Raw genomic sequence first — 19,974 nt, forward strand, 5'->3', positions numbered from 1 at the left:
AGGTCCAGTTGAGCGTGGCCAAAAAAAGCGGCGCCTTTGTGCCCAGGTAGCTGGGCTGCGCGAGCGGCACGCCAACCGCATTGGTGATGCCAACGGTGTGCGGCCATTGCCCCCCCCAACCGTGACTGTGGGCGCAGTGGTGCCGCCATCGGGCACCACGCCGGCGGCAAGGCAAGTGTCCGTGAGCGGGAGCGCCCACAGGCCAGCGCTTAAGGGCGCAGGCCGTGCGCCGCCATTGCGGTGACCGTCTTCCCTTGGTGCCTCATCCCGGTCTCGCCATACCGCACAGGGCTCCTACCATTCCTAAGGTGCGCGTAGACGAAATCGGATAAGACGATGCGTGGGACGCTTCCCATGCTCAACGAGGTCGCTGCAATTCTGTCGCGCTGGATTTTGACGCGACATTAACAGAGTGAAATCGCCAGAACTTTGGGAAATTTCCCAATCTTTCGGTGTTTATTCGCTTCTGATGGTTCAGCAAACGAATCAGTCAGTGGATTTAACAAAAAATTAACAATTTGGCCCACAATAACGGCCATGTTTTAATCAGATGTTAGTAAGACTGAATTCAGAGTCTCAACCGATCTTTCCACAGGGGCAGCGATCGCTCGCAGAGGGGCGAGAGGAAGGAAGGTGTCCGCTTATGACGGCGGCCTGACAGCGAGGCTTCACCCTACATTGTGAGGGCGAGGCACGCGTGTCGATGACCAGAGGGATGCGGGCGAAGGAAGGCAGTCCACGTATTGAAATTGACGCGAGCCGACGACAGCCTGTCAACGATGCCTATGCTGTGAGAGACAGCAGGGTTTTCGGGGTTTTCAATCTTTTCCAGCCCGTCGAATCCGTGGAATTTGCTCGTCGGGGGCCCATCGGTCCGGCATCGACCGCTCCTATATGAGTTCGGTGGAGCGCGGAGGGCAAAACCTGGGGATGATGCATCTTTTGAGAATTGCGACTGCGCTTGACGTTACGGTCGCGGAGTTGATGGGTGTTGCCAAGCTCTAAGCGTCAACCCTAGCCGACTCGGGAGGTCCAACTCCAGGAACACGCCGGGCATCGGCCCACGCTTGTACTCTGACCGGCGGCGAACAACGGCAAACCCGGCTCGATGCTCTGGGGTCCCGGACATGGCATGCCGCCGCGTGCCTGGCAAGCCATTGCCAACGACGGCGTTTCAGAGGTGAAGTTCACCGCTGGCATATGGCAGCGGATTTCGGAGTGATCAGCGCTAGGCAGTAAGCTGCCGGCTTCGGTTTCCTGCCGGCCAGTTCCTCCGGCGGACTACCGCCAACGCATCACCCCTGCTCCTCCCATTTCACTTCCCCTGAGGCCCCAATGCGGCCTCTTTTTTCGTTCTCCCCGCGTAAGCCCTCGGATTGACATCCTCACTTCGAGACACGGGTGCGGATACCGAACGCCCCCCGCAGGCCCGGGTACAGCGCCTGCACCGGTTCACTGCCTGGTCCAACTGCTGTTTTAGCGGTGTCAGCAAGGCATGCAGGCGGCTATCGCCCGCGTGCAGGTTCAGCAGCGTGATGACGGATTCCAGATGCGCACTGATGCGCAGCAGTTCGTGGCAGCCTTGGTGGGCAGTCTCGTGGCTCGGATCCGCTTCGTGGTCCGGCAGCAAGGGCTCGGCTATCAGCCTGGCTTCCACGGCGGCTTCCCGTGCTTCGGCAGCGGTGCGCGGGCGACGTTGGCGGGCGGTCATGGGTACCTCCTGTTTTGTGATCGGGGTGCGAACTCAGACATCGATATGGCGATGGGCGGCGTTGGCGACCATCGTCCCGGCACGGGGCGGCGGCTGGGGCTTGCTTCGATAGGCGTGTGTATCCCCACCACCTGCGGCCTCGCGAGCCGCAGTGCAGGTGTGGGCAACGGGTGCGGCTCAGTACAGTGCTTGCACGCGGTTCACTGCCTGGTCCAACTGCTGCTTTAGCGGCGCCAGCAGGGCATGTAGGCCGTTGTTGGCGGCTTGCTCGTCGGCCTGTAGCTCCAGCAGGAGCAGGAGGGATTCCAGGCCTGCGCTGACGCGCAGGAGGTCGTGGCAGGATTGGTGGATGGTTTCGCGAGTGGAGTCAGTCGGCGCAGGCGTGGACTCCTCCGGCAGCAGCGCTTGGGCAAGCATGCTGGCGATCGGCGGCGGGAGCGAGAGTTTTCAGACGCGCGGTCATGGGATCACCTTTTTGGCGAATGGCAGGGTGTGTCGATTAATCGTCCCGCCCGTGTCGGCTTGCTGCATTAGGCCGACCGGCCGAGGGGGCGCGATTGCCTCGCTCCCCAGATGCTCAACAACCGGTTGCCCGCCAAGCTTCTGGCGGGTGCCGGGCACTGCGGTTACCCCGGTCATGTCCTGCAGGTCCCCTCTTGTGAGGGACTGCTACAGGGATCCCGTTTTTGATTCAGTGGCGGCGATATTCCGAAGTCTGACAAGCGTGTTCAGAGCCCTCTCCATTCGCTGGTGTGGCGCGCCTGGGTAATATCGTCCGTGGTCTTATCGTCATCATAGACCGAGCATGGCGAAATGCCAATAGCTTCCCCAAGGCACGGTGGTGCCGCCCCTCTTGTTCAGTTGGGATCCGCGATCAGAGAGGTCCGCCTTCGGCGTGGCCTTTCCCAGGAAGAGCTTGCCCATCGGGCCGGCATCGACCGCTCCTATATGAGTTCGGTGGAGCGCGGAGGGCAAAACCTGGGGATGATGCATCTTTTGAGAATTGCGACTGCGCTTGACGTTACGGTCGCGGAGTTGATGGGTATTGCCAAGCTCTAAGCGTCAACCCTAGCCGACTCGGGAGGTCCAACTCCACGAACACGCCGGGCATCGGCCCACGCTTGCACTCTGACCGGCGGCGAACAACGGCAAACCCGGCTCGATGCTCTGGGGTCCCGGACATGGCATGCCGCCGCGTGCCTGGCAAGCCATTGCCAACGACGACGCTCCAGAGGTGGAGATCACCGCTGGCGTATGGCGGCAGATTTCAGAGTGATCAGCGCTCGGCAGCAAGCTGCCGGCTTCGATTTCCGGCCGGCCAGGTCCTCCGGAGCACTACCGCCAACGCATCGCCCCCACTCCACTTCCCCTGAGGCCCTAATGCGGCCTCTTTTTTCGTGCTCCCCGCGTAAACCCTCGGATTGACATCCCCACTTCGTCTTTATATTCTTTTATGAACATTACGTTCATATTTGAACATATACACCGGCAAGTGCAACCGCTGAGCAGCGAGGCGCACACCCGGGCCCACACCAAGGCGACCCCAGAGGAACAAGCACCATGGCATCACAAAAGATTGGCATCAACGGCGCCGGCATCGGCGGACTCGCCGCGGCGATTGCGCTGCGCAAGCTCGGGAAGGACGTGGTGGTGTTCGAGCAAGCCTCGCGCTTCGCGCGGGTCGGCGCGGACATCAATCTCACGCCCAATGCCGTGCGCGCGCTGGATGGCCTGGGCGTGGGCGAGGCATTGCGCGAGACCGCCGCGCGGCCCAGCCACCGCATCAGCCGGGTGTGGAACACCGGCGAGGAGACCTCGCGGCTGGCCATGTCCGACGAGGCGCAGATCCGCTACGGCGCGCCGCAGCTCACCATGCACCGCGGCGACCTGATGACCGCGCTGGAAGCCGCGCTGCCGGCAGCCTGTGTCAAGCTGGGCAAGAAGGCGACGCAGATCGAGCGGCATGCGGCCGGCGCCACGCTGCATTTCGCCGATGGCACGCAGGAAGACGTGGATGTGCTGATCGGTGCCGACGGCATCCACTCGGCCGTGCGCACCGCGCTGTTCGGGCCCGAGCATCCGGTCTTCACCGGCGTGGTGGCCTACCGCGCGGTGGTGCCCGCCGAGCGCCTTGCCGGCGTGCCGAACCTGCAGGCCTTCACCAAGTGGTGGGGCCCGGAGGCGACGTCGCAGATCGTCACCTTCCCCCTCAACCGCGGGCGCGAGATCTTTATCTTCGCCACCGTGGCGCAGGAAGCCTGGCGCAACGAATCCTGGACCACGCCGGGTCGTGTGGAAGACGTGCGCGCAGCCTACGCTGGCTTCCATGCCGAAGCGCGCGCGCTGCTTGATGCCTGCGACGACGTGCTGATCTCCGCCCTCTACGTGCGCGACCCGCTGCCCGCCTGGTCGGCCGGCAACGTCGCGCTGATGGGCGACGCCTGCCACCCGATGATGCCTTTCATGGCGCAAGGTGCCGGCATGGCCATCGAGGATGGCGTGGTACTGGCGCGCTGCCTGGCCGAAGCCAATGGCGACGACATCCCCAGCGCGCTCGCACGCTACCGGGCCGCGCGCTTTGAGCGCACCAGCCGCATCCAGATCGGCTCGCGCAGCAATGCCTGGCTCAAGGAAGGCGGCAACGCGGACTGGGTGTACGATTACAACGCCTGGCAGGTAGCCCTCGGCTAAGCACCAAGTCCGCAGGCTGACCTCGCCGCCCCCCCCCTTTCCACGGAACCGATGAGCAAGAACCCCAAGCTGAACCAGCCCGTGCCCGACGCTAGCGATGCCGCCGATCTCGCCGACGGCGGCGACGAAGACAAGACGCAACTGGTCAGCCCGGTGATCCGCGCCATGCGGCTGCTGCGCTTTATCGCGGAAGGTGGGTCCACCACCAACCTGAGCGAAGTCGGCCGGCGCATCGACGTGAACCGCGTCACCGTGATGCGCCTGCTCGCCACGCTGGAACACGAAGGCATGGTGGAGCGGCTGCCGCAGGGCGGCCACCAGGCGGGCTTCGCTCTGCTCAAGCTGGGCGCAAAGGTGCTGGCAGGCAAGGATCTCACGGTCTTTGCGCGGCGCGTGCTGGCCACCCTGAGCGAATCGCTGCGGCTCTCCGCCTATCTCGGCGTGCTGGATGGCGGCGACGTGCTCTACCTGCTGCGCGATATGCCTCAGACCTCGCTGGTCAGCAATATCCAGGTTGGCAGCCGGGTGCCGGCGCACCTCACCACGCCCGGCCGCATGCTGATTGCCGGCCTGCCGGAAGACACGCTGCGCGGGCGTCTCGGCGAGGAACCGCTCGCGACCGTCACCGGGCAAAGCCCGGCCACGTATGCCCGCCTGGGCGACATCCTCGCCGCCGACCGCGAGCGCGGCTGCGCCTGGAGCTTCTCTGCGTTCGAGCCCGGCATCGACTCTTGCGCGGCACCCGTATTCGACGCCAGTGGCGCCACGGTGGCTGCCATCAGCGTGGCCGGCCCGGACATTCGTTTCGAGCGCGACCCCGATCTTCGCGAACGCGTGGAGCGCGAGGTCAAGCGTGCCGCACGCGATTTGTCCGGCCTGCTCGGCTACGCCGCCGGGCAGCGCCACCCACACTGACACCACGTCAACAGGAGACGCCCGGATGACAACGCCTGCACTCCCTACATTCTTCATCTCGCATGGCGGCGGGCCCTGGCCCTGGATGGAGGACCAGATGGGCAACCGCTACGACAAGCTCAAGGCCGCGCTGCAGCAGATGCCACAACTGGTACAACGCACGGGCAGTGCGCCCAAGGCCGTCCTGATGATTTCGGCGCACTGGGAAGAGCCGGAATTCACGGTCATGGCCAACCCGAAGCCGCCCATGATCTATGACTACTACGGCTTCCCGGATTACACCTACCAGATTCAGTACGCGGCACCGGGCGCACCGCAGCTCGCCGCGCGCGTGCAAGGTTTGCTCGAGGACGCCGGCCTGGCCGCGCGGCTCGATCCGCTGCGCGGCTTCGACCATGGCATGTTTGCGCCGATGGCCGCCATCTATCCCGACGCCGATATGCCGACCGTGCAGCTCTCGCTCAAGCGCGGGCTCGATCCGCAAACGCATCTCGCACTCGGGCGAGCGTTGGTGCCGCTGCGCCACGAAGGCATCCTCATCGTGGGCAGCGGGCTGAGCTACCACAACCTGCGCGCATTCGGCCCCGCTGGGAAAGCACCATCGGCTGCATTCGATGCCTGGCTCCAGCAAGCCTTGACGACAACCACCCCAGCGCAGCGCACTGCCGCGCTAACAGGCTGGGAAAGCGCACCCGCCGCCCGGCAGGCCCATCCGCGAGAAGAGCACTTGTTGCCATTGATGGTTGCCGTGGGTGCGGCCGAAGACGACATTGCCACGCGCGTCTACCACGAAGACGACTTCGCCGGCGGCATCACCGTGTCGAGCTTTATGTTTGGGGGAAGCTGAAACTTGAAGGCAGCCGGTGCGGGATTCCGCATTGGCGAGAGTAGCGTGGGCCGGGAGGAACAGCTTGTCGGCGCCAGCTAGCTTGATGAGCCCGCGCGAAGAACGCGAACCTGGGGACCTGGGGAAAAGACATGGTGCCCATGGGCAGGATCGAACTGCCGACCTCTCCCTTACCAAGGGAGTGCTCTACCACTGAGCCACATGGGCAACGATTGCGCGTTGCTTTACTACCTTACTACTTTATTCTTACCATCAAAAATCACTCTAACCCATTGATTTTTAAGGAATTTTTTGAGTTCCCGCCGAATCAATGGACTGCATTATGGACTAATCGACCCTGCTCGGCAACCCCTTAATCGCGAAAGTTTCCATCTCTGTTCCGGCAGAAATATCTCGCGGCATGTGATTCCGATGTGACTCTGCGTGGGTATTCGCAATTCAAAGCGAAATGCGGTAGGTCCACCCCTCGCTGGCGTGTAAACTGCAGGGTTTTTGATTCAGCCGGTATGGTGCAAGCTCCACAGCACACAGGTTGCAGCGGCCCGACGCTCATTCGCTTGCTTGCGCGCCTTGCGGACGTCGATGTTCCCGAACCCAGACAATCGCTCTCGGACCGACTGAGCCAGTGGCTCGGCTGGGCCGATGCCATCGAACTGTCCACGGCCCTGAACGGCAACCCGCCGTCGGTAGGCCCGGGCGCGCGCGCCTTCGGCAGCGCCGAGGCGCTTGCGTGCGACCGTGTGCGAGCCGCGCTGGCAAATGCCATCGCAGGCGATAGCGCCGTTGCTTCCGCCAAGCGGCGCGGGCAACCGCAAGCGCCTGCCCAGGGAGATTCCATGGATGCAGCGGTCGATTACGCGACTTATCGTCAGCGTTATCTCTCAATGCAGCAGGCGATGGAGACCGATATCGGCAGCTTGCGCGGCCGCCTGCGGGCGATGCTGGCCGCCAGGACGCCCGCCCTGTCGCAGCTCGCAGCGGTGGATGCTGTCATGGAGGGGGCACTGGGTGCGCGCGAGCGCAGCCTGCTTGGTGGCGTGCCCGCTTTGCTGGAAGGTCACTTCGCGCGCTTGCGCCAGGCCGAGCAGGCAATGCTGGCCGATGCCCAGGCCTCGGGCGAGCCCGCGGCGGTCACGTCCGGCGCATGGCTGGACGTGTTCCGCAGGGATATGCGCAGCGTACTGCTTGCCGAACTGGATATTCGTTTTCAACCGGTCGAAGGGCTGCTTGCCGCCCTTCGCTCCAGCTAACAGGACGCCATGTCCAGATATCTTAACTTCGCTGTTTTTCTGGTCGGTCTGGCCGCGGTGTGCTGGATCGGTGTCGGCTACGCCGGCTCGAACCCCCTGGCGCTGGCTGTCACCATGCTGATCGGCGCCTGCTATGTGGCAGGCGCACTCGAGCTGCGGCGCTATCACCAGGCCACGTCCACCTTGGCGCGGGCCATAGCTGGCCTGTCCGAGCCGCCGGCCAGCCTGGATGCCTGGCTGGCGCTATTGCCTGCGAGCCTGCGCAATGCGACGCGCCTGCGCATCGAAGGTGAGCGCGTGGGCTTGCCGGGTCCGTCGCTCACGCCGTATCTGGTGGGCTTGCTGGTGTTGCTGGGCATGCTGGGTACGTTCCTGGGCATGGTGGCCACCCTGAAAGGCACCGGCATGGCGCTGGAAAGCGCGACGGACTTGCAGGCCATCCGCGCCTCGCTGGCCGCGCCGGTCAAGGGCCTGGGATTTGCATTCGGCACTTCGGTCGCGGGCGTGGCCACCTCCGCGATGCTGGGGCTGCTTTCGACGTTGTGCCGCCGCGAGCGGACACAAGCGGCGCAGATGCTCGACACCAGGATCGCGACGACATTGCGCATCTACTCGCTGTCCCACCAGCGCGAGGAGACCTTCAAGCTCCTGCAGCGGCAGGCCGAGGTGATGCCCACCTTGGTCGATCGGCTGCAGGCCATGATGGCGGCCATGGAACAGCAGAGCCTGGCCTTGCACGAGCGCCAGCTCGCCAACCAGGACGCTTTCCACGGCAAGGCCGAGGCCGCGTACACCCGCCTGGCTTCCTCGGTGGAGCAATCCTTGAAGGAGAGCGTCGCCGATAGCGCCCGCGCCGCCGGTGCGGCGCTCCAGCCGGCGGTGGAGGCCACCATGGCAAGCCTCGCGCGCGGGACAGCCGCGCTGCAAGACACCGTCACGCAGGCCGTGCAGCGGCAGCTGGACGGCCTGTCGACCGGTTTCGAGGCGACCACCACCACCGTGGCCGGCATCTGGAACGATGCGCTGGCGGGGCACCAGCGATCGAGCGAAGCGCTTACCCAGGACCTGCGCACCTCGCTCTCCCGGTTCACCGACACCTTCGAGCAACGCTCCGCAGGCCTGCTGGAGGGCGTCTCCACCCGCCTGGAAGCCACGACCGGCAGCCTGTCGGCGGCCTGGAACCACGCGCTATCCCAGCACGAGCGCGTCAGCCAGAAAATGGCGGGCGACAATCAAAACGCTTTGGCGGCTGCCGCGGCGAGCCTAGAGCAGCAATCGACGGCACTCGTTCGCACGGTAGGCCAGTCGCATGCGGACCTGCAAGCGGAACTGGCTGGGCGAGACCAGCAGCGGCTGGCGGCCTGGGCCGATACGCTCGGCACGCTGGCTGCGACGCTGCGCAAGGAGTGGGAACTGACGGGCGCGCACACCGCGAGCCGGCAGCAGGAAATCTGCGACACGCTGGCGCAGAGCGTGCGCGACATTTCCGCCCAGACGCAAGCACACGCCAGCAACACCCTCGTCGAGATCGACCGGCTCGTGCAAGCCGCTTCGGCGGCCCCCAAGCTGCTGGAAAGCGTCTCCGCCCGCCTCGAGACCGCGACAAGTGGCATGTCGGAAGCGTGGAACAACGCGCTCTCCCAGCACGAGCGCGTCAGCGAAAAACTGGCGGGCGACAACCAACACGCCCTGGCGGCGGCCGCGGCAACGTTCGAGCAGCACTCGGCATCGCTGGTGCGCACCATGGGCCAGTCGCATGCGGACCTGCAAGCGGAACTGGCTGCGCGAGACCAGCAGCGGCTGGCGGCCTGGACCGATACGCTCGGCACGATGGCGGCATCGCTGCGCCAGGAGTGGGAGCAGGCAGGCACGCACAACGTCAGCAGGCAGCAGGAAATCTGCGACACGCTGGCGCAGAGTGTGCGCGACATCTCGGCCCAGACGCAGGCGCACGCCAGCAACACCGTCGCCGAGATCGACCGGCTCGTGCAAGCCGCTTCGGCGGCCCCCAAGCTGCTGGAAAGCGTCTCCGCCCGCCTGGAAACCGCGACAAGCGGCATGTCGGAAGCATGGAACAACGCGCTCTCCCACCACGAACGCGTCAGCGAAAAACTGGCGGGCGACAACCAACACGCCCTGGCGGCGGCCGCGGCGACGTTCGAGCAGCACTCTGCGTCGCTGGTGCGCACCGTGGGCCAATCGCATGCGGACCTGAAAGCGGAACTGGCCGCGCGGGACCAGCAGCGGCTGGCGGCCTGGACCGATACGCTCGGCACGATGGCGGCGACGCTGCGCCAGGAATGGGAGCAGGCAGGCACGCACAACGCCAGCCGGCAGCAGGAAGTCTGCGACACGCTGGCGCAAACCGCGCGCGACATCTCGGCCCAGACGCAGGCGCATGCCAGCAACACCATCGCCGAGATCGCCCGGCTCGTGCAAGCCGCTTCGGAAGCCCCCAAGGCAGCCGCCGATGTCATTGGCGAATTGCGCCAGAAGCTCTCGGACAGCATGGTCCGCGACAACGCGATGCTGGAGGAACGTGGCCGCTTGCTGGAAACGCTCGAAACCCTGCTCGATGCCGTGAACCACGCCTCCACCGAGCAGCGCACGGCCGTCGACGCGCTGGTGGGCACGACGGCGGATCTGCTGGATCGTGTTGGCACCCGGTTCACCGACAAGGTCGAGGCTGAAGCCGGGAAGCTGGAAGCCGTCGCCGCGCAGGTCACCGGCAGCGCCGTCGAGGTGGCAAGCCTGGGCGAAGCCTTCGGCATGGCGGTGCAGCTGTTCGGCGAGTCGAACGACAAGCTGGTGGCCCACCTGCAGCGCATCGAAGCCGCGCTGGACAAGTCCGCCGCGCGTAGCGACGAACAGCTTGCCTATTACGTCGCACAGGCCAGGGAAGTCATCGACCTGAGCATGCTGTCGCAGAAGCAGATCGTCGAAAACCTGCAACATCTCGCAGCACAGCGGGCGCCCGCCAGCGCTGAAGCGGCATGAGCGAGGAGATCGACGCCGGCGTGGAGCCGACCGTGCCGATCTGGGCCGTCTTCGGTGACCTGATGTCGGTACTGCTGGGCGCCTTTGTGCTGATCCTGGTGAGCGTCATCGGCGTGCAGCTTGAACTCTCGACCAGGCTGGAGGAGGAGGTCAAGCAGCGGCAGGTGGAGAAGCATCGCCGCGAGGCCCTTGAGCAAGCGCTGGCTGGCCCGCTGGCGGCGGGCCGGGTGACGCTGGTCAACGGGCGCATCGGCATCAAGGGCAGCGTGTTGTTTGCCCTCAACTCCGATCAATTGCAGCCCGAAGGCCGGGAGGTGTTGAAGAGCCTGGCCGCGCCGCTGTCCGCTTACCTCCAGGCCCGCGAGGAGATCCTGATGGTGAGCGGATTTACCGACGACCGCCAGGTGCGCGAGGCCAACCGCCGCTTTGCCGACAACTGGGAGCTGTCGGCCCAGCGCGCGCTGACGGTAACCCGCGCGTTGATCGATGAAGGCGTCCCGCCCTCCTCGGTGTTTGCGGCCGCCTTCGGCGCCGAGCAGCCCGTGACCTCGAATGCCAACGACGAGGGACGGGCCAAGAACCGGCGCGTGGAAATCGCACCGATTCCGAGGCCGTCCAACGAAACGGGGAAGCCGCGTGATTAGTGGCGAGATTGGTGGCGAAGGCCACGACGCCCTTGCCACGCTCGACGCATGGCGCGCGCGTGGCGCCGATCGCCTGAATCCTGTCCGCTTTCGATTCATCGAGGCGCTGGCCCGACGCGCGGCCGCCTACAGCGGCGATGCGCGACACATCCTGGACGGCAGGCTGGCCAAACTACTCGAGGCCTATGCCGGCGATCTTGAAAGCGCCGGTTGCAAAGACAGCAAGGACGGCAACGTCGGCGGCACAGCATTACCAGGCGCTCCCCCTCGCGGGCCGCTGGCCGGACTGGTCAACTACATCGCCATCCGGGCGCCGTCGGATCGCGGCGCCCCCGCGGCGATTGCTGGCGTGCCCCGTCGCGCGTCCTTACCGGACATGGAGGTGCTCGACTACTTCCGGGAAACCTGGTCCAGGGTCAGCACCGATCGACGGTTGCGGCAGTCGCTGGAGCAAGTGCCCGATAATGCCGGCCCGCTCAATTCGAGCCGCCTCGTGCATCGCTCGCTCTCCCTGATGCGCGATCTGTCGCCTGAATATCTCCACCAGTTCTTGTCGTACGTCGATGCCTTGTCGTGGATGGAGCAGATGAACGGCGGCGGTGTCATGGCGGGTAAAGACGCGCCGCGCGCAGGGAGCATCAAGCCGAGCGCTCGCAGCAGGCCACGCTAGCGCAGCTTGGAGGACGACGGGTCAATATCGGCTTAGTTCGTCCCGGCGAGCCGTACGATGCCACGCCACAGGTGCGAGGAGCAGCACCGCCAGAAGGAACCCCACCTGCGAAAGATAGAACGGCTCGAGCCATTGCCGATTCAATGCGACGTAAAACGTGTTGTGAACGACGTCGACAATAATGATTGCCGCGGTGAGAGCAATGCCCACCCTTGGTTTGATGAAAAGAAGCAGTGCCGCCAAGGGATCGACAATCGTCAGCGCGCCCCAGAACACCCGGCTGGCCAAGTACGCGCCATTCCCATAGCCGTAGTCCCAGAGAAAGCCATGTTGAAAATCTGCCCGCACGTGATTGGCTGTCGCGACCAGAAGACAGCAGGCAAAGAGAAAACGAATGGAAAATGAAACGCTTGGCATGGGTTGATCTGTCTGCTTGGTCGTCTATCTAGCGTTTGCCCGTGGCGATCGGCGGCGCTTCGCAAGCCTGCGCCGTGAGCTCCGATGTATCCGCGCACTGCCGCCACAACGCCTCCGGCATTGCCGCCACCAGCACCAGGTCCTGCCCCGGCGCATAGTTCCAGAACACCCGGCCCGGACGCGCGCGCGCGGTTTCCCAGATCTTGCGCTTCTGTTGCGCGGTGAGGCGGATGTCGCTGCCCCGCCCGCTGTTGCCAGCGGCGAGCACCTCGCGCTGCCCGGCGCTGAACGCCATCATGTCGCCCGCGGCCTCGTCGCCGGGCAGCAGCAGGATCTTCCATGGGTAATGCCAGGACTCCACCGATGGAACACGCCAGTCCGGGCCGTTCAGTACCATGGTGTATTGCGCGGGATTGCTCGCGGCATAGCTTGAGTCCTGCCCCTCCTGGGCGCCCAGGCTTTCGGGCAAGCGATACGGCAGGCCTGCGTTTATCGACGAGTAGCCCTCGCTCGGGCTTTCCTTGACGTACAGGTGCTGTGGCTTGCCTTGCGCGTCGAAGGTGCGCACCTGCACACGCCGCCCATGGGCATCGCGCTGGATCATGCGCAGCAGGTGGCCATCGGCATCATGCACATAGCGCAGCGCGGCCGTCTCGCCGGAGCCGGACTCGCATGCCCCTTCGCCCGACGAGGCAAGCCAGCCTGCCTTGTCGTAGCGTAGGCAATGCTGGCTGGACAGCTTTGGCGGCGCGTCGTCATCGCTGTCATACGTGTCGAACCCAGCCAAGCGTGCCGCGCCGTCGTAGCGCAGGACGAGCGTGCGCTCCCGCTTGTAGTCTTCAGGCCCGGCCGCACGCGCATCGTTGGCACGATTGCCCGGCTGGCCGTGCCGCCGCTCCGATGCGTAACGAAGGCTCTGCGCCGGACTCAGCAGCGCCTCGCGCCTTTGTTCGAACGCTTCGGTGAAGCGGTACTGCTCCACGCGGCACAGGTGGCGCGCGCTGTCGCCCGCATCATCGAAGTACAGCACGGTTGGGCCCACGCGCTGGTCCGTGGGCAGGCCGTAGACCGACCAGTCGACCTGCTCAGCCCATAGCAAAGCCCGCGCGCGGCCGGCAATGGAGATGCGCAGCGGCGTGTCCAGGTTGTCCGACTTGACGCGCGCGCCATCCAGGCCCAGCAGCGTGCCCGCTTCGTCCAGCGGAAAGTCCACCACAACCCGCGTCATCGCAGCCGAGGCGCTGGCCGCCGGATCGCACACGGCGTGAGCGACCGGCGAGACGGAAAGCGCGAGCAGCAGTGCCAGCGTTTGCGCTGGACTAGGCCTATTGAAATTGCGTGGCATGGAGGTAGGACACCAGGTTCCAGAACTCGGCGCTGACGCCGCCCAGGCGCAATGCGCCGCTCTTGTCATCCATCAACAGGAAGGGATAGGCACGCCGCTCAAACCTGCCCGCCGGTGGCAGGCGATAGGGCTCGAAGCGCTTGGGGTCGCTGAAGTAGCGCTCCGTGGTGTCGCCACCGCCGCCGTTGATGTGCATATACCAGACGCTAAGGTTGTGCGCGCCGATCGTCGCTTCGTTCTCCGGATAGATGCCGCCGTCACCCGCCGGCACCGCGTCGCGCAGCAGGTCGAAGAAGATGCGCCCCGCACCCACCACCGCGAAGCCGCTGCCCGCGCTAATGTCGCTCTGTTCCGCCAGAGCCTTCAATAGCGGCACGGCACGCGATTCCGGCACGACTGACTTTGCGAAAACCTGCTCGATCTGCGCCTCAGTGATCTGCGCGCCCGCCTTGCGCCGCTGCTGCAGCGTGGCGAAGTCGGTTTCGAATTGCTGCTGCCATGCGCGATAACGCTGCGCTTGTGCCGCGCGGTCGAACTGCTGAGAAAATGCGGACGTCGTGAACAGAAGAGCGAGCATCCAGAAGGCCAGCGCCCGGATGCTTGCGCTCTTGCCAGGTCGTGTTCTCATGATGTCGACGGCGAAGTGGTTCTTCTGTTGCGCGGCGCGGCGCAGGGTGGTCAGGCGTCTTTGCAAGGCGGTGGGCATTCAGGTGGAATTCGGTGTAAGCGTTTCAAAGTTGACTAGGCAATTGGATCGGCGACAGCCTGGCGCATTGGTTCATCCGCGCGTCAACCTGTCCTTCGATGGATGGCGCGCCGCGTGAAAAGCGTTGCCAGCATGCCGATCAGATAGCCACTGCCGGTGGCCACGCTGATGAATAAAACCAGAAGGCCCGAGTACGGTCGCCCCCAGATTGTCGCTGCGGAAAATGCTGCGATTGCCATGCTGGCCGGCAAAACCACGCGCCATATTACCGAGCGCAGCTGCATGCTCCCGACGGCTGCGGAAATGCCCCCCAAAAGCAGGCCGAGGCCAAACGCGATGTCTTCGATGTCTACTCTCCGTTGAGTGCGTGGATGATGCGTTCGCGGCAGCGCCACTGTCGCGCGGCCAGGCTGCCTCGCACCTGCGCGCGCGAAGGCGCATGAGAAGGAGTACGCTGGCCCCGGGCCACTAATATGTTCGTCAAGCGGCAACCGTTACGCAGTGCTACAGATTGATCTGCGCCTCCGTAATCACCTCTGCAACCAGCACCTTTCCGGGGCCATCCAGAAAATACTCCACCTCGGCCGGCTCGCGCAATTTCAAATAGGTGGATTCGCCGATCTGCATGGTATGCCCGGCCGCCAGCTCCGCGCCGCTTTCCATCATATAGCCCATGATGTTGTTGAAGATGTCGGCATACCGCTGGCCCTCTTCGTGCCCACTGGCAAGCACAGCAAAGTCGGGGAGTCCGAACAGGTCGCCGCCATAGGTGCGCATCCACACGCCCTGTACATCCTGCACTTCATACTTGACGAACCCGCAGTAGAGGGCATTGATCGGCAGGCTGCGCAGCAATTCCAGGCTCTCGCTGCCAAGACTGTCTGGCGCCAGGATACCGGCGGGCAGTGAGGTGCGCGCATGCTCGTTCAACACCGCCAGGGCACCGAAGCCCGCCAGGGCGCCGGCTACGGCGGCGAGCGCTACGTACTGCTCCAGCGGATTGTCGTCAAAACCAGCGTAGTACAGGATGATGTGGCTGGTGTGCGCGCGTACCTCGTCCTTGACCTGCGCCGGGTAGGCTGCGGGCGCCACGCAGGCTTCGAGCGAGTCCTGCGGATAGGGGGCATCGAAACCAATCAGCCGCACCACATGCTTGCCCCAGCCGATGAGCCCGAACAACTCCTGCATATCTGGCGCAATCTCGGCGCGGGCCTTGCTCATGGAGGGATGAAAGGCGCGCAAGGCGGTCGTCAACGTAGCCGCCTGCATCGTGAGCGGTCCGCAGAACAGCACCTGCAGGCTAAGCGGATTCTCGATAGCGGCGTTGGCGGTCAGGGCGGTGGCATCGGCAGATTCGTCGGCGCGTCCGAAGTAGCGGGAGAAGATGTTCATCTGTTGTACGGGCGGAGTAAGGTAAGCGCGATATCCACGCATCGCGCCGCCAGTTTACAGGCCGCAATCACAGCTGTCGCCTTCCCGCATCAAGATCCGAGTTCTCCTGGCCGGCGCCAGGGGGCTCGGCTCGCTCGCTCACCGCAGCGATGTCGGCTCCCGTTGCATGAGAACGCGGTCGATCAGCCCCCATTCCAGCGCTTGCTCCGATGTCATGTGGCGGTCTCTGTCAAGGGTACGCTCGACCTCCTCGTAGGTGCGCCCGCAATGTTCGGCATAGAGCCGGGTGACACGATGCTTGGTCCGCTGCATCTCCTCGGCATGAATGAGGAAATCCGACGCCTGCCCTTGAAAACCGCCCAGCGGTTGATGGACGTGCAGACTCGCATTGGGGAGCGCCACCCTTTCGCCTGGCTCACCCGCCATCAGCAGAAACGAGCCCATGGAGCGCGCAGTTCCCATGCACAACGTATGCACCGGCGCTTTGATGTATTGCATGGTGTCGTACATGGCGAGACCGCTTGTAATGACCCCGCCGGGCGAGTTGATGTAGAGATGGATAGGCTTCGCCGGATTCTCGGCTTCCAGGTACAGGAGCTGCGCACAGACCAATGCGGATACCGCATCGTTGACCTCACCGTTCAGGAAGACGATTCGCTCGCGCAGAAGCCGCGAATAGATGTCGAAGGACCGTTCTCCCCGGCTGGATTGCTCGACGACCGTAGGGACGAGTTGCATCATTTCGCGCATTGGCGAACTCCTGTCTTCCAGATTTGCGGTTGCCGGCGCGAGGCGTCAGGCGGCGCGCATGAGGTAGGGCCAGCGGTCGTTCGCAGCCGTCCGCGCGTGGTGCTCTAGTCGGGCGTCTTTCAGTATGTGGATGATTCTAAGCACGGTGCCGCCAACGGCATTGGGCCTGAGCTGCAGCGTCACGATGCTTTCGAGGAAAGGCGGCTCTTCCTCCCGCATCCTGTAGCGAATTTCCTCATCTGGCGTCGAAGAAACCGGCTCGGCATCGGCCAATGCTCCCTGGGGCAGCCATTTCTCACGAAACGCGGGGATACTGATTGCCCGCCAGACCTTCTCGGGCGGCGCGTCGAGTTCGTATTCGAGCACCAGATCCCTCATCTGCCCTTCGGTTTGCATGCCGTTCATTGGTCCATGTCCTTCAGCAAAGCCTTCAACGTGTCGACGCGCGCAGGCCAGTAGGCGCGATACTTCGCCAGCCAGCCCGCGATGAGCGCCAGGCCCTCTGGGTTGACCTCGTAATTCACGAAACGGCCTTGCCGCTCTTCACGCACCAGCCTGGCGTTGCGCAGGACCGAAAGGTGCTGGGACATGGCCGACTGGCTGATCTCCATGCCTTGCCGCAAGGCACTGGCGTTCATGCTGCCAGCCGCCAGCTTCTCGAAGATCGTGCGGCGGGTCGGATCGGCCAGCGCCTTGAAGATGTCGTTTTCAATCATGACAATACATTAGCGTATACTTATCTGAATCACAAGCACGCCGAAGGTTGATGCGCGGTATTTCTCCGGTACCCCTGACGCGCTTAGCTGCACGTTCAGCCTCGGCCAGTTGATTCCGCTTACTATAAGAAATTGTCACCGTGGCTGGCTGCGTCGCTGGACGGATGCCTTGGCGGTGCCCCAGCCAGCATTCCTGGCGACAGATTCAGGCGAAAGGGAACATCACGATGAAGAAACTGATCAATGACCCGCTTTCAGTGGTCGACGAAATGCTTGAGGGCGTTGTGCTGGCCGACCACAGGCTGACGCTGCTGGCAGGCGAGAACACTGTCGTTCGCAAAGACTTCCAGGCGCTCGCCGCCGCCAACAAGGTGAGCATCATTTCGGGCGGCGGCGCCGGCCACGAACCTGCCCACGGGGGTTACGTAGGCAGCGGCATGCTGACGGCTGCCGTTGCCGGGCCGGTATTCACCTCGCCCAGCGTGGACGCCGTTCTCAACGCCATCATGACTGTCGCCGGCCCGGCTGGCGTGCTTTTGATCGTGAAGAACTACACAGGCGATCGCCTTAACTTCGGGCTGGCCGCAGAGATTGCCAGAACGTTCGGCGTGAAGGTCGAGATCCTGGTCGTGGGCGATGACGTTGCCCTGAACGACAACGGCGGCCTGGTGGGCCGCCGCGGCATTGCCGGCACGGTGTTCATTCATAAGGTCGCGGGCGCTGCAGCCGATGCCGGTCTATCGCTCGCGGAGGTCAGGGCCGAGGCTCAACAGGCAGCCGCTGGCTTGTTCAGCATGGGGCTGGGGCTAAGTGCCTGTACGGTACCTGCCGCCGGAAAGCCAGGCTTCAAGATTGAAGACAACGAAGTCGAATACGGGCTCGGCATTCACGGCGAGAGTGGCGTGCGTCGTGGCCCTATCCAGCGGGCGGATGACATGGTCAACGTTCTCTTGGAACGGATCATCGAGCAAGGCCGATTGAAAGCAGGCGATCGTGTCGCGCTGATGGTCAATAACCTCGGCGCCACACCAGCGCAAGAATTGGACATTGTCACCCGCCAGGCCCTGCTGAGATGCTCTGCGCACGGTATCAAGGTGGAAGCTGCGATGGTCGGCACCTTTCTTACCGCGCTGGAAATGGCCGGCTGTTCGATCTCCCTCATGCGGGTCGACGATGCGATTCTGGCGCGCCTCAATGCCCCCGCCGGCGCCACCGCCTGGCACGGCATGACCGTTCCCGCAGTTGGAATTTCCAGGCAGTCTTGTGATAAGGCGGCGGAACAAAGCGCAACCCAGGGTGCTGCGTGGCCTGCGGCCAACGCCCAGGTGTTCAGGCGTGTCCTGCAGTCCGTCACACAAGCCCTGCAGCGAAACGAGGAGATCCTGACCGAGCTGGACTCTGTTGTCGGGGATGGCGACATCGGCATCAGTCTCGCCCGAGGCGCACGCGCGATCGACGACGCACTCGATACCCTCGCTTTGGATCGGCCGGCCATTGCCCTGCAGCAGATATCGGGCATCCTGCGTCGGGTCCTGGGGGGAACTTCCGGCCCGTTGTACGCGGTATTTGTCCTGCGTGCCGGCGCTGCCCTCTCGACCAGCACAAGCCTCACCTCGATATCCGCCTGGGCCGAAGCGCTGCAAGCAGGCTGCGACGGCATGGTCAGGCTGGGCGGCGCTGGAGCCGGTGACAGAACGATGCTCGATGCCCTGCTGCCTGCGGCCCTCGCGTTGCGCTCGCAGGAGGCAGGTCAGAGCGCATTGCATGCCGCAACTCAGGTAGTGAATGCAGCCTTGGGTGGCGCGGAAGCGACGCGCAACATGATGCCGCTGAAAGGCCGCTCGTCCTACATCGGAGAACGAGCACTCGGGCATGTGGACCCCGGCGCCTTTGCCATTGGCGTATGGACGAAAGCCATCGCCTCGGCCCTGGAAACATAGTGCCGTTGCGGCAGATGGAATGAATTATGGGCCAGTCACTGCCCCTTGGCAGTAAGCGAATCGGCATCCCTGTGGTGACGGGGCGCTAGGATTTCGGTAGTGCCTCAGGCCGAGCGTTGTAGCTGCCATCCGTAAAAGTGGCGTTGAAGCCCGCATACGCGTCGGCATGCAGGATGCCGCGGAAGCCGGCCAGATGAGCTTGGGGGGCAAGCACTGGCGATTTGCAGCGCGCATCCGGCACTCAAGAACACCAGCGCCACCAGCATCGCCCGCTCTTCGCCCAGCCGGTGTCGCAGCTTCAAGCCGATGACGGAAAACAGTCCCAGCAGCAAAGCAGGCAAGGTGGTGACGAGCAGCGTGATGGTTAGATCGATATCCAGGCGCTTGAGCAAGGGGCCAACGCTGGCGAAGATGATTCGCAGGTTCAAGGCGATCAGAATGAAGCTCACCCCAAGCAATCATTGGTCGCTGGTTCCCCACCCATCCGGGGCGCCAGTTCGTTCTATGTTCCGTTGATCGGTATGTTTCATGCCTAGTCCTATGCTGACGTCAAGATGCCCATGGAGCCGGAGGCGACGAGCTATCCGAGCGACCCGACATTTGGCCTGCCGAGCGGCGCGGCCCTGAGATATTGCAGGGTGAGCATGAGTACCCCCAACAGACCGGCGATAATGCCAGCGTGTTGCGCGTACCCCATACCGCTTGGTGACATAGCCGCCGATCATGCTGGCGACGGCACCGACAAGGCCGCCCGCAACGCCCGCTACCCAGGCAACGTTCTCGGCCTTCATCCCTTGGTCGAGCAGGAGCGGCTTCAGGTGGACAGCCCCGGCCACTCACAACTAGCCTGACGAATGACGGAAGCCACCCCGTCTTCGGTCATAGCGAGCCGCGTGGTCGTGGTAGCCTGACGCCAACATTTGTCAGGCCGGTGAATGCCATTTCATGCGCGGCCAGCGACATCGCGATTGCGCGCGAGCGTA

The 19,974-nt window shown here is 64.1% G+C and carries 21 protein-coding genes and 1 tRNA gene; 10 read left to right on the forward strand and 12 right to left on the reverse strand.

Annotated features, from left to right (window positions below; all coding sequences use genetic code 11):
• The first annotated feature begins 849 nt into the window (after positions 1–849).
• Entirely contained in the window at positions 850–1,005 is a 156-nt protein-coding gene (locus AC1Q7Q_RS33205; RefSeq protein ID WP_492387263.1) for a helix-turn-helix domain-containing protein, read from the forward strand.
• Positions 1,006–1,315: 310 nt separating this feature from the next.
• On the opposite strand, the gene AC1Q7Q_RS33210 is transcribed toward AC1Q7Q_RS33205, so the two are convergent.
• Both AC1Q7Q_RS33210 and AC1Q7Q_RS33215 read right to left on the reverse strand, forming a co-directional pair.
• Positions 1,316–1,711, reverse strand: coding sequence for a DUF1484 family protein (locus AC1Q7Q_RS33210; RefSeq protein ID WP_492376295.1), 396 nt, complete (start codon positions 1,709–1,711; stop codon positions 1,316–1,318).
• A gap of 177 nt (positions 1,712–1,888) precedes the next feature.
• Positions 1,889–2,128, reverse strand: coding sequence for a DUF1484 family protein (locus AC1Q7Q_RS33215; protein ID WP_492376294.1), 240 nt, complete (start codon positions 2,126–2,128; stop codon positions 1,889–1,891).
• Positions 2,129–2,524: 396 nt separating this feature from the next.
• Here AC1Q7Q_RS33215 and AC1Q7Q_RS33220 point away from each other — a divergent pair, with 396 nt between their 5' ends.
• The 4 genes from AC1Q7Q_RS33220 to AC1Q7Q_RS33235 all read left to right on the forward strand — a co-directional run bounded on the left by AC1Q7Q_RS33220 (position 2,525) and on the right by AC1Q7Q_RS33235 (position 6,164).
• Positions 2,525–2,770 (forward strand): helix-turn-helix domain-containing protein, encoded by a 246-nt coding sequence (locus AC1Q7Q_RS33220; protein ID WP_492376293.1) that lies wholly within the window; start codon positions 2,525–2,527, stop codon positions 2,768–2,770.
• A gap of 501 nt (positions 2,771–3,271) precedes the next feature.
• Positions 3,272–4,402: an FAD-dependent monooxygenase gene (locus tag AC1Q7Q_RS33225; protein WP_492376292.1), complete on the forward strand. Its 1,131-nt coding sequence runs from the start codon at positions 3,272–3,274 to the stop codon at positions 4,400–4,402.
• 51 nt (positions 4,403–4,453) lie between these two features.
• Entirely contained in the window at positions 4,454–5,317 is an 864-nt protein-coding gene (locus AC1Q7Q_RS33230; RefSeq protein ID WP_492376291.1) for an IclR family transcriptional regulator, read from the forward strand.
• A gap of 25 nt (positions 5,318–5,342) precedes the next feature.
• Positions 5,343–6,164, forward strand: a complete 822-nt coding sequence (locus AC1Q7Q_RS33235) for a DODA-type extradiol aromatic ring-opening family dioxygenase (RefSeq protein WP_492376290.1) — start codon at positions 5,343–5,345, stop codon at positions 6,162–6,164.
• Between the two features lie 132 nt (positions 6,165–6,296).
• On the opposite strand, the gene AC1Q7Q_RS33240 is transcribed toward AC1Q7Q_RS33235, so the two are convergent.
• Positions 6,297–6,371 (reverse strand) — tRNA-Thr (locus tag AC1Q7Q_RS33240).
• Between the two features lie 299 nt (positions 6,372–6,670).
• On the opposite strand from AC1Q7Q_RS33240, the gene AC1Q7Q_RS33245 reads away from it, so the two are divergent.
• From AC1Q7Q_RS33245 to AC1Q7Q_RS33260, 4 genes are read left to right on the forward strand one after another with little or no spacing between them, the layout of a single operon-like run.
• The gene (locus tag AC1Q7Q_RS33245; RefSeq protein WP_492376289.1) at positions 6,671–7,414 is read left to right on the forward strand and encodes a DUF3348 domain-containing protein; all 744 of its coding nucleotides are present in this window, start codon (positions 6,671–6,673) and stop codon (positions 7,412–7,414) included.
• A 9-nt stretch (positions 7,415–7,423) separates the two neighbouring features.
• A complete protein-coding gene (locus tag AC1Q7Q_RS33250; protein WP_492376288.1) occupies positions 7,424–10,411 on the forward strand; it encodes a DUF802 domain-containing protein in 2,988 nt (995 codons plus the stop codon).
• Positions 10,408–11,055, forward strand: coding sequence for an OmpA family protein (locus AC1Q7Q_RS33255; protein WP_183035725.1), 648 nt, complete (start codon positions 10,408–10,410; stop codon positions 11,053–11,055). Before AC1Q7Q_RS33250 ends, AC1Q7Q_RS33255 begins: the two co-directional genes overlap by 4 nt.
• A gap of 7 nt (positions 11,056–11,062) precedes the next feature.
• Positions 11,063–11,725: a DUF2894 domain-containing protein gene (locus AC1Q7Q_RS33260; RefSeq protein WP_492376296.1), complete on the forward strand. Its 663-nt coding sequence runs from the start codon at positions 11,063–11,065 to the stop codon at positions 11,723–11,725.
• A 21-nt stretch (positions 11,726–11,746) separates the two neighbouring features.
• On the opposite strand, the gene AC1Q7Q_RS33265 is transcribed toward AC1Q7Q_RS33260, so the two are convergent.
• The 8 genes from AC1Q7Q_RS33265 to AC1Q7Q_RS33300 all read right to left on the reverse strand — a co-directional run bounded on the left by AC1Q7Q_RS33265 (position 11,747) and on the right by AC1Q7Q_RS33300 (position 17,051).
• On the reverse strand, positions 11,747–12,142 hold the full coding sequence (locus tag AC1Q7Q_RS33265) for a hypothetical protein (protein WP_492376287.1): 396 nt from the start codon (positions 12,140–12,142) through the stop codon (positions 11,747–11,749).
• A gap of 28 nt (positions 12,143–12,170) precedes the next feature.
• Positions 12,171–13,487: a hypothetical protein gene (locus AC1Q7Q_RS33270; protein ID WP_492376286.1), complete on the reverse strand. Its 1,317-nt coding sequence runs from the start codon at positions 13,485–13,487 to the stop codon at positions 12,171–12,173.
• Positions 13,468–14,181: a hypothetical protein gene (locus AC1Q7Q_RS33275; RefSeq protein ID WP_492376285.1), complete on the reverse strand. Its 714-nt coding sequence runs from the start codon at positions 14,179–14,181 to the stop codon at positions 13,468–13,470. Before AC1Q7Q_RS33275 ends, AC1Q7Q_RS33270 begins: the two co-directional genes overlap by 20 nt.
• 95 nt (positions 14,182–14,276) lie before the next feature.
• Entirely contained in the window at positions 14,277–14,477 is a 201-nt protein-coding gene (locus AC1Q7Q_RS33280; RefSeq protein ID WP_492376284.1) for a hypothetical protein, read from the reverse strand.
• 220 nt (positions 14,478–14,697) lie between these two features.
• Positions 14,698–15,585: a DUF4261 domain-containing protein gene (locus AC1Q7Q_RS33285; protein WP_492376283.1), complete on the reverse strand. Its 888-nt coding sequence runs from the start codon at positions 15,583–15,585 to the stop codon at positions 14,698–14,700.
• A 138-nt stretch (positions 15,586–15,723) separates the two neighbouring features.
• Entirely contained in the window at positions 15,724–16,335 is a 612-nt protein-coding gene (locus tag AC1Q7Q_RS33290; RefSeq protein WP_492376282.1) for an ATP-dependent Clp protease proteolytic subunit, read from the reverse strand.
• A gap of 45 nt (positions 16,336–16,380) precedes the next feature.
• A complete protein-coding gene (locus tag AC1Q7Q_RS33295) occupies positions 16,381–16,740 on the reverse strand; it encodes an SRPBCC family protein (protein WP_492376281.1) in 360 nt (119 codons plus the stop codon).
• Positions 16,737–17,051, reverse strand: coding sequence for an ArsR/SmtB family transcription factor (locus tag AC1Q7Q_RS33300; RefSeq protein WP_183035720.1), 315 nt, complete (start codon positions 17,049–17,051; stop codon positions 16,737–16,739). Before AC1Q7Q_RS33300 ends, AC1Q7Q_RS33295 begins: the two co-directional genes overlap by 4 nt.
• A gap of 227 nt (positions 17,052–17,278) precedes the next feature.
• Between AC1Q7Q_RS33300 and dhaL the strand changes: the two genes are divergently transcribed.
• Positions 17,279–18,991, forward strand: coding sequence for a dihydroxyacetone kinase subunit DhaL (gene dhaL / locus AC1Q7Q_RS33305; protein WP_492376280.1), 1,713 nt, complete (start codon positions 17,279–17,281; stop codon positions 18,989–18,991).
• Between the two features lie 104 nt (positions 18,992–19,095).
• Here the strand turns inward: dhaL and AC1Q7Q_RS33310 are convergent, their stop codons facing one another.
• On the reverse strand, positions 19,096–19,440 hold the full coding sequence (locus AC1Q7Q_RS33310) for a hypothetical protein (RefSeq protein WP_492376298.1): 345 nt from the start codon (positions 19,438–19,440) through the stop codon (positions 19,096–19,098).
• Positions 19,441–19,974 lie beyond the last annotated feature (534 nt).

It is taken from the genome of Cupriavidus sp. GW823-FHT07A04, assembly GCF_058794615.1.

Bases quoted from the DNA above. Each gene is read 5' to 3' on its own strand.
- AC1Q7Q_RS33210 (WP_492376295.1), bottom strand. From the start codon at position 1,711: ATGACCGCCCGCCAACGTCGCCCGCGCACCGCTGCCGAAGCACGGGAA.
- AC1Q7Q_RS33215 (WP_492376294.1), bottom strand. From the start codon at position 2,128: ATGCTTGCCCAAGCGCTGCTGCCGGAGGAGTCCACGCCTGCGCCGACT.
- AC1Q7Q_RS33220 (WP_492376293.1), top strand. From the start codon at position 2,525: ATGCCAATAGCTTCCCCAAGGCACGGTGGTGCCGCCCCTCTTGTTCAG.
- AC1Q7Q_RS33225 (WP_492376292.1), top strand. From the start codon at position 3,272: ATGGCATCACAAAAGATTGGCATCAACGGCGCCGGCATCGGCGGACTC.
- AC1Q7Q_RS33230 (WP_492376291.1), top strand. From the start codon at position 4,454: ATGAGCAAGAACCCCAAGCTGAACCAGCCCGTGCCCGACGCTAGCGAT.
- AC1Q7Q_RS33235 (WP_492376290.1), top strand. From the start codon at position 5,343: ATGACAACGCCTGCACTCCCTACATTCTTCATCTCGCATGGCGGCGGG.
- AC1Q7Q_RS33245 (WP_492376289.1), top strand. From the start codon at position 6,671: ATGGTGCAAGCTCCACAGCACACAGGTTGCAGCGGCCCGACGCTCATT.
- AC1Q7Q_RS33250 (WP_492376288.1), top strand. From the start codon at position 7,424: ATGTCCAGATATCTTAACTTCGCTGTTTTTCTGGTCGGTCTGGCCGCG.
- AC1Q7Q_RS33255 (WP_183035725.1), top strand. From the start codon at position 10,408: ATGAGCGAGGAGATCGACGCCGGCGTGGAGCCGACCGTGCCGATCTGG.
- AC1Q7Q_RS33265 (WP_492376287.1), bottom strand. From the start codon at position 12,142: ATGCCAAGCGTTTCATTTTCCATTCGTTTTCTCTTTGCCTGCTGTCTT.
- AC1Q7Q_RS33270 (WP_492376286.1), bottom strand. From the start codon at position 13,487: ATGCCACGCAATTTCAATAGGCCTAGTCCAGCGCAAACGCTGGCACTG.
- AC1Q7Q_RS33280 (WP_492376284.1), bottom strand. From the start codon at position 14,477: ATGCAGCTGCGCTCGGTAATATGGCGCGTGGTTTTGCCGGCCAGCATG.
- AC1Q7Q_RS33285 (WP_492376283.1), bottom strand. From the start codon at position 15,585: ATGAACATCTTCTCCCGCTACTTCGGACGCGCCGACGAATCTGCCGAT.
- AC1Q7Q_RS33290 (WP_492376282.1), bottom strand. From the start codon at position 16,335: ATGCGCGAAATGATGCAACTCGTCCCTACGGTCGTCGAGCAATCCAGC.
- AC1Q7Q_RS33295 (WP_492376281.1), bottom strand. From the start codon at position 16,740: ATGAACGGCATGCAAACCGAAGGGCAGATGAGGGATCTGGTGCTCGAA.
- AC1Q7Q_RS33300 (WP_183035720.1), bottom strand. From the start codon at position 17,051: ATGATTGAAAACGACATCTTCAAGGCGCTGGCCGATCCGACCCGCCGC.
- dhaL (WP_492376280.1), top strand. From the start codon at position 17,279: ATGAAGAAACTGATCAATGACCCGCTTTCAGTGGTCGACGAAATGCTT.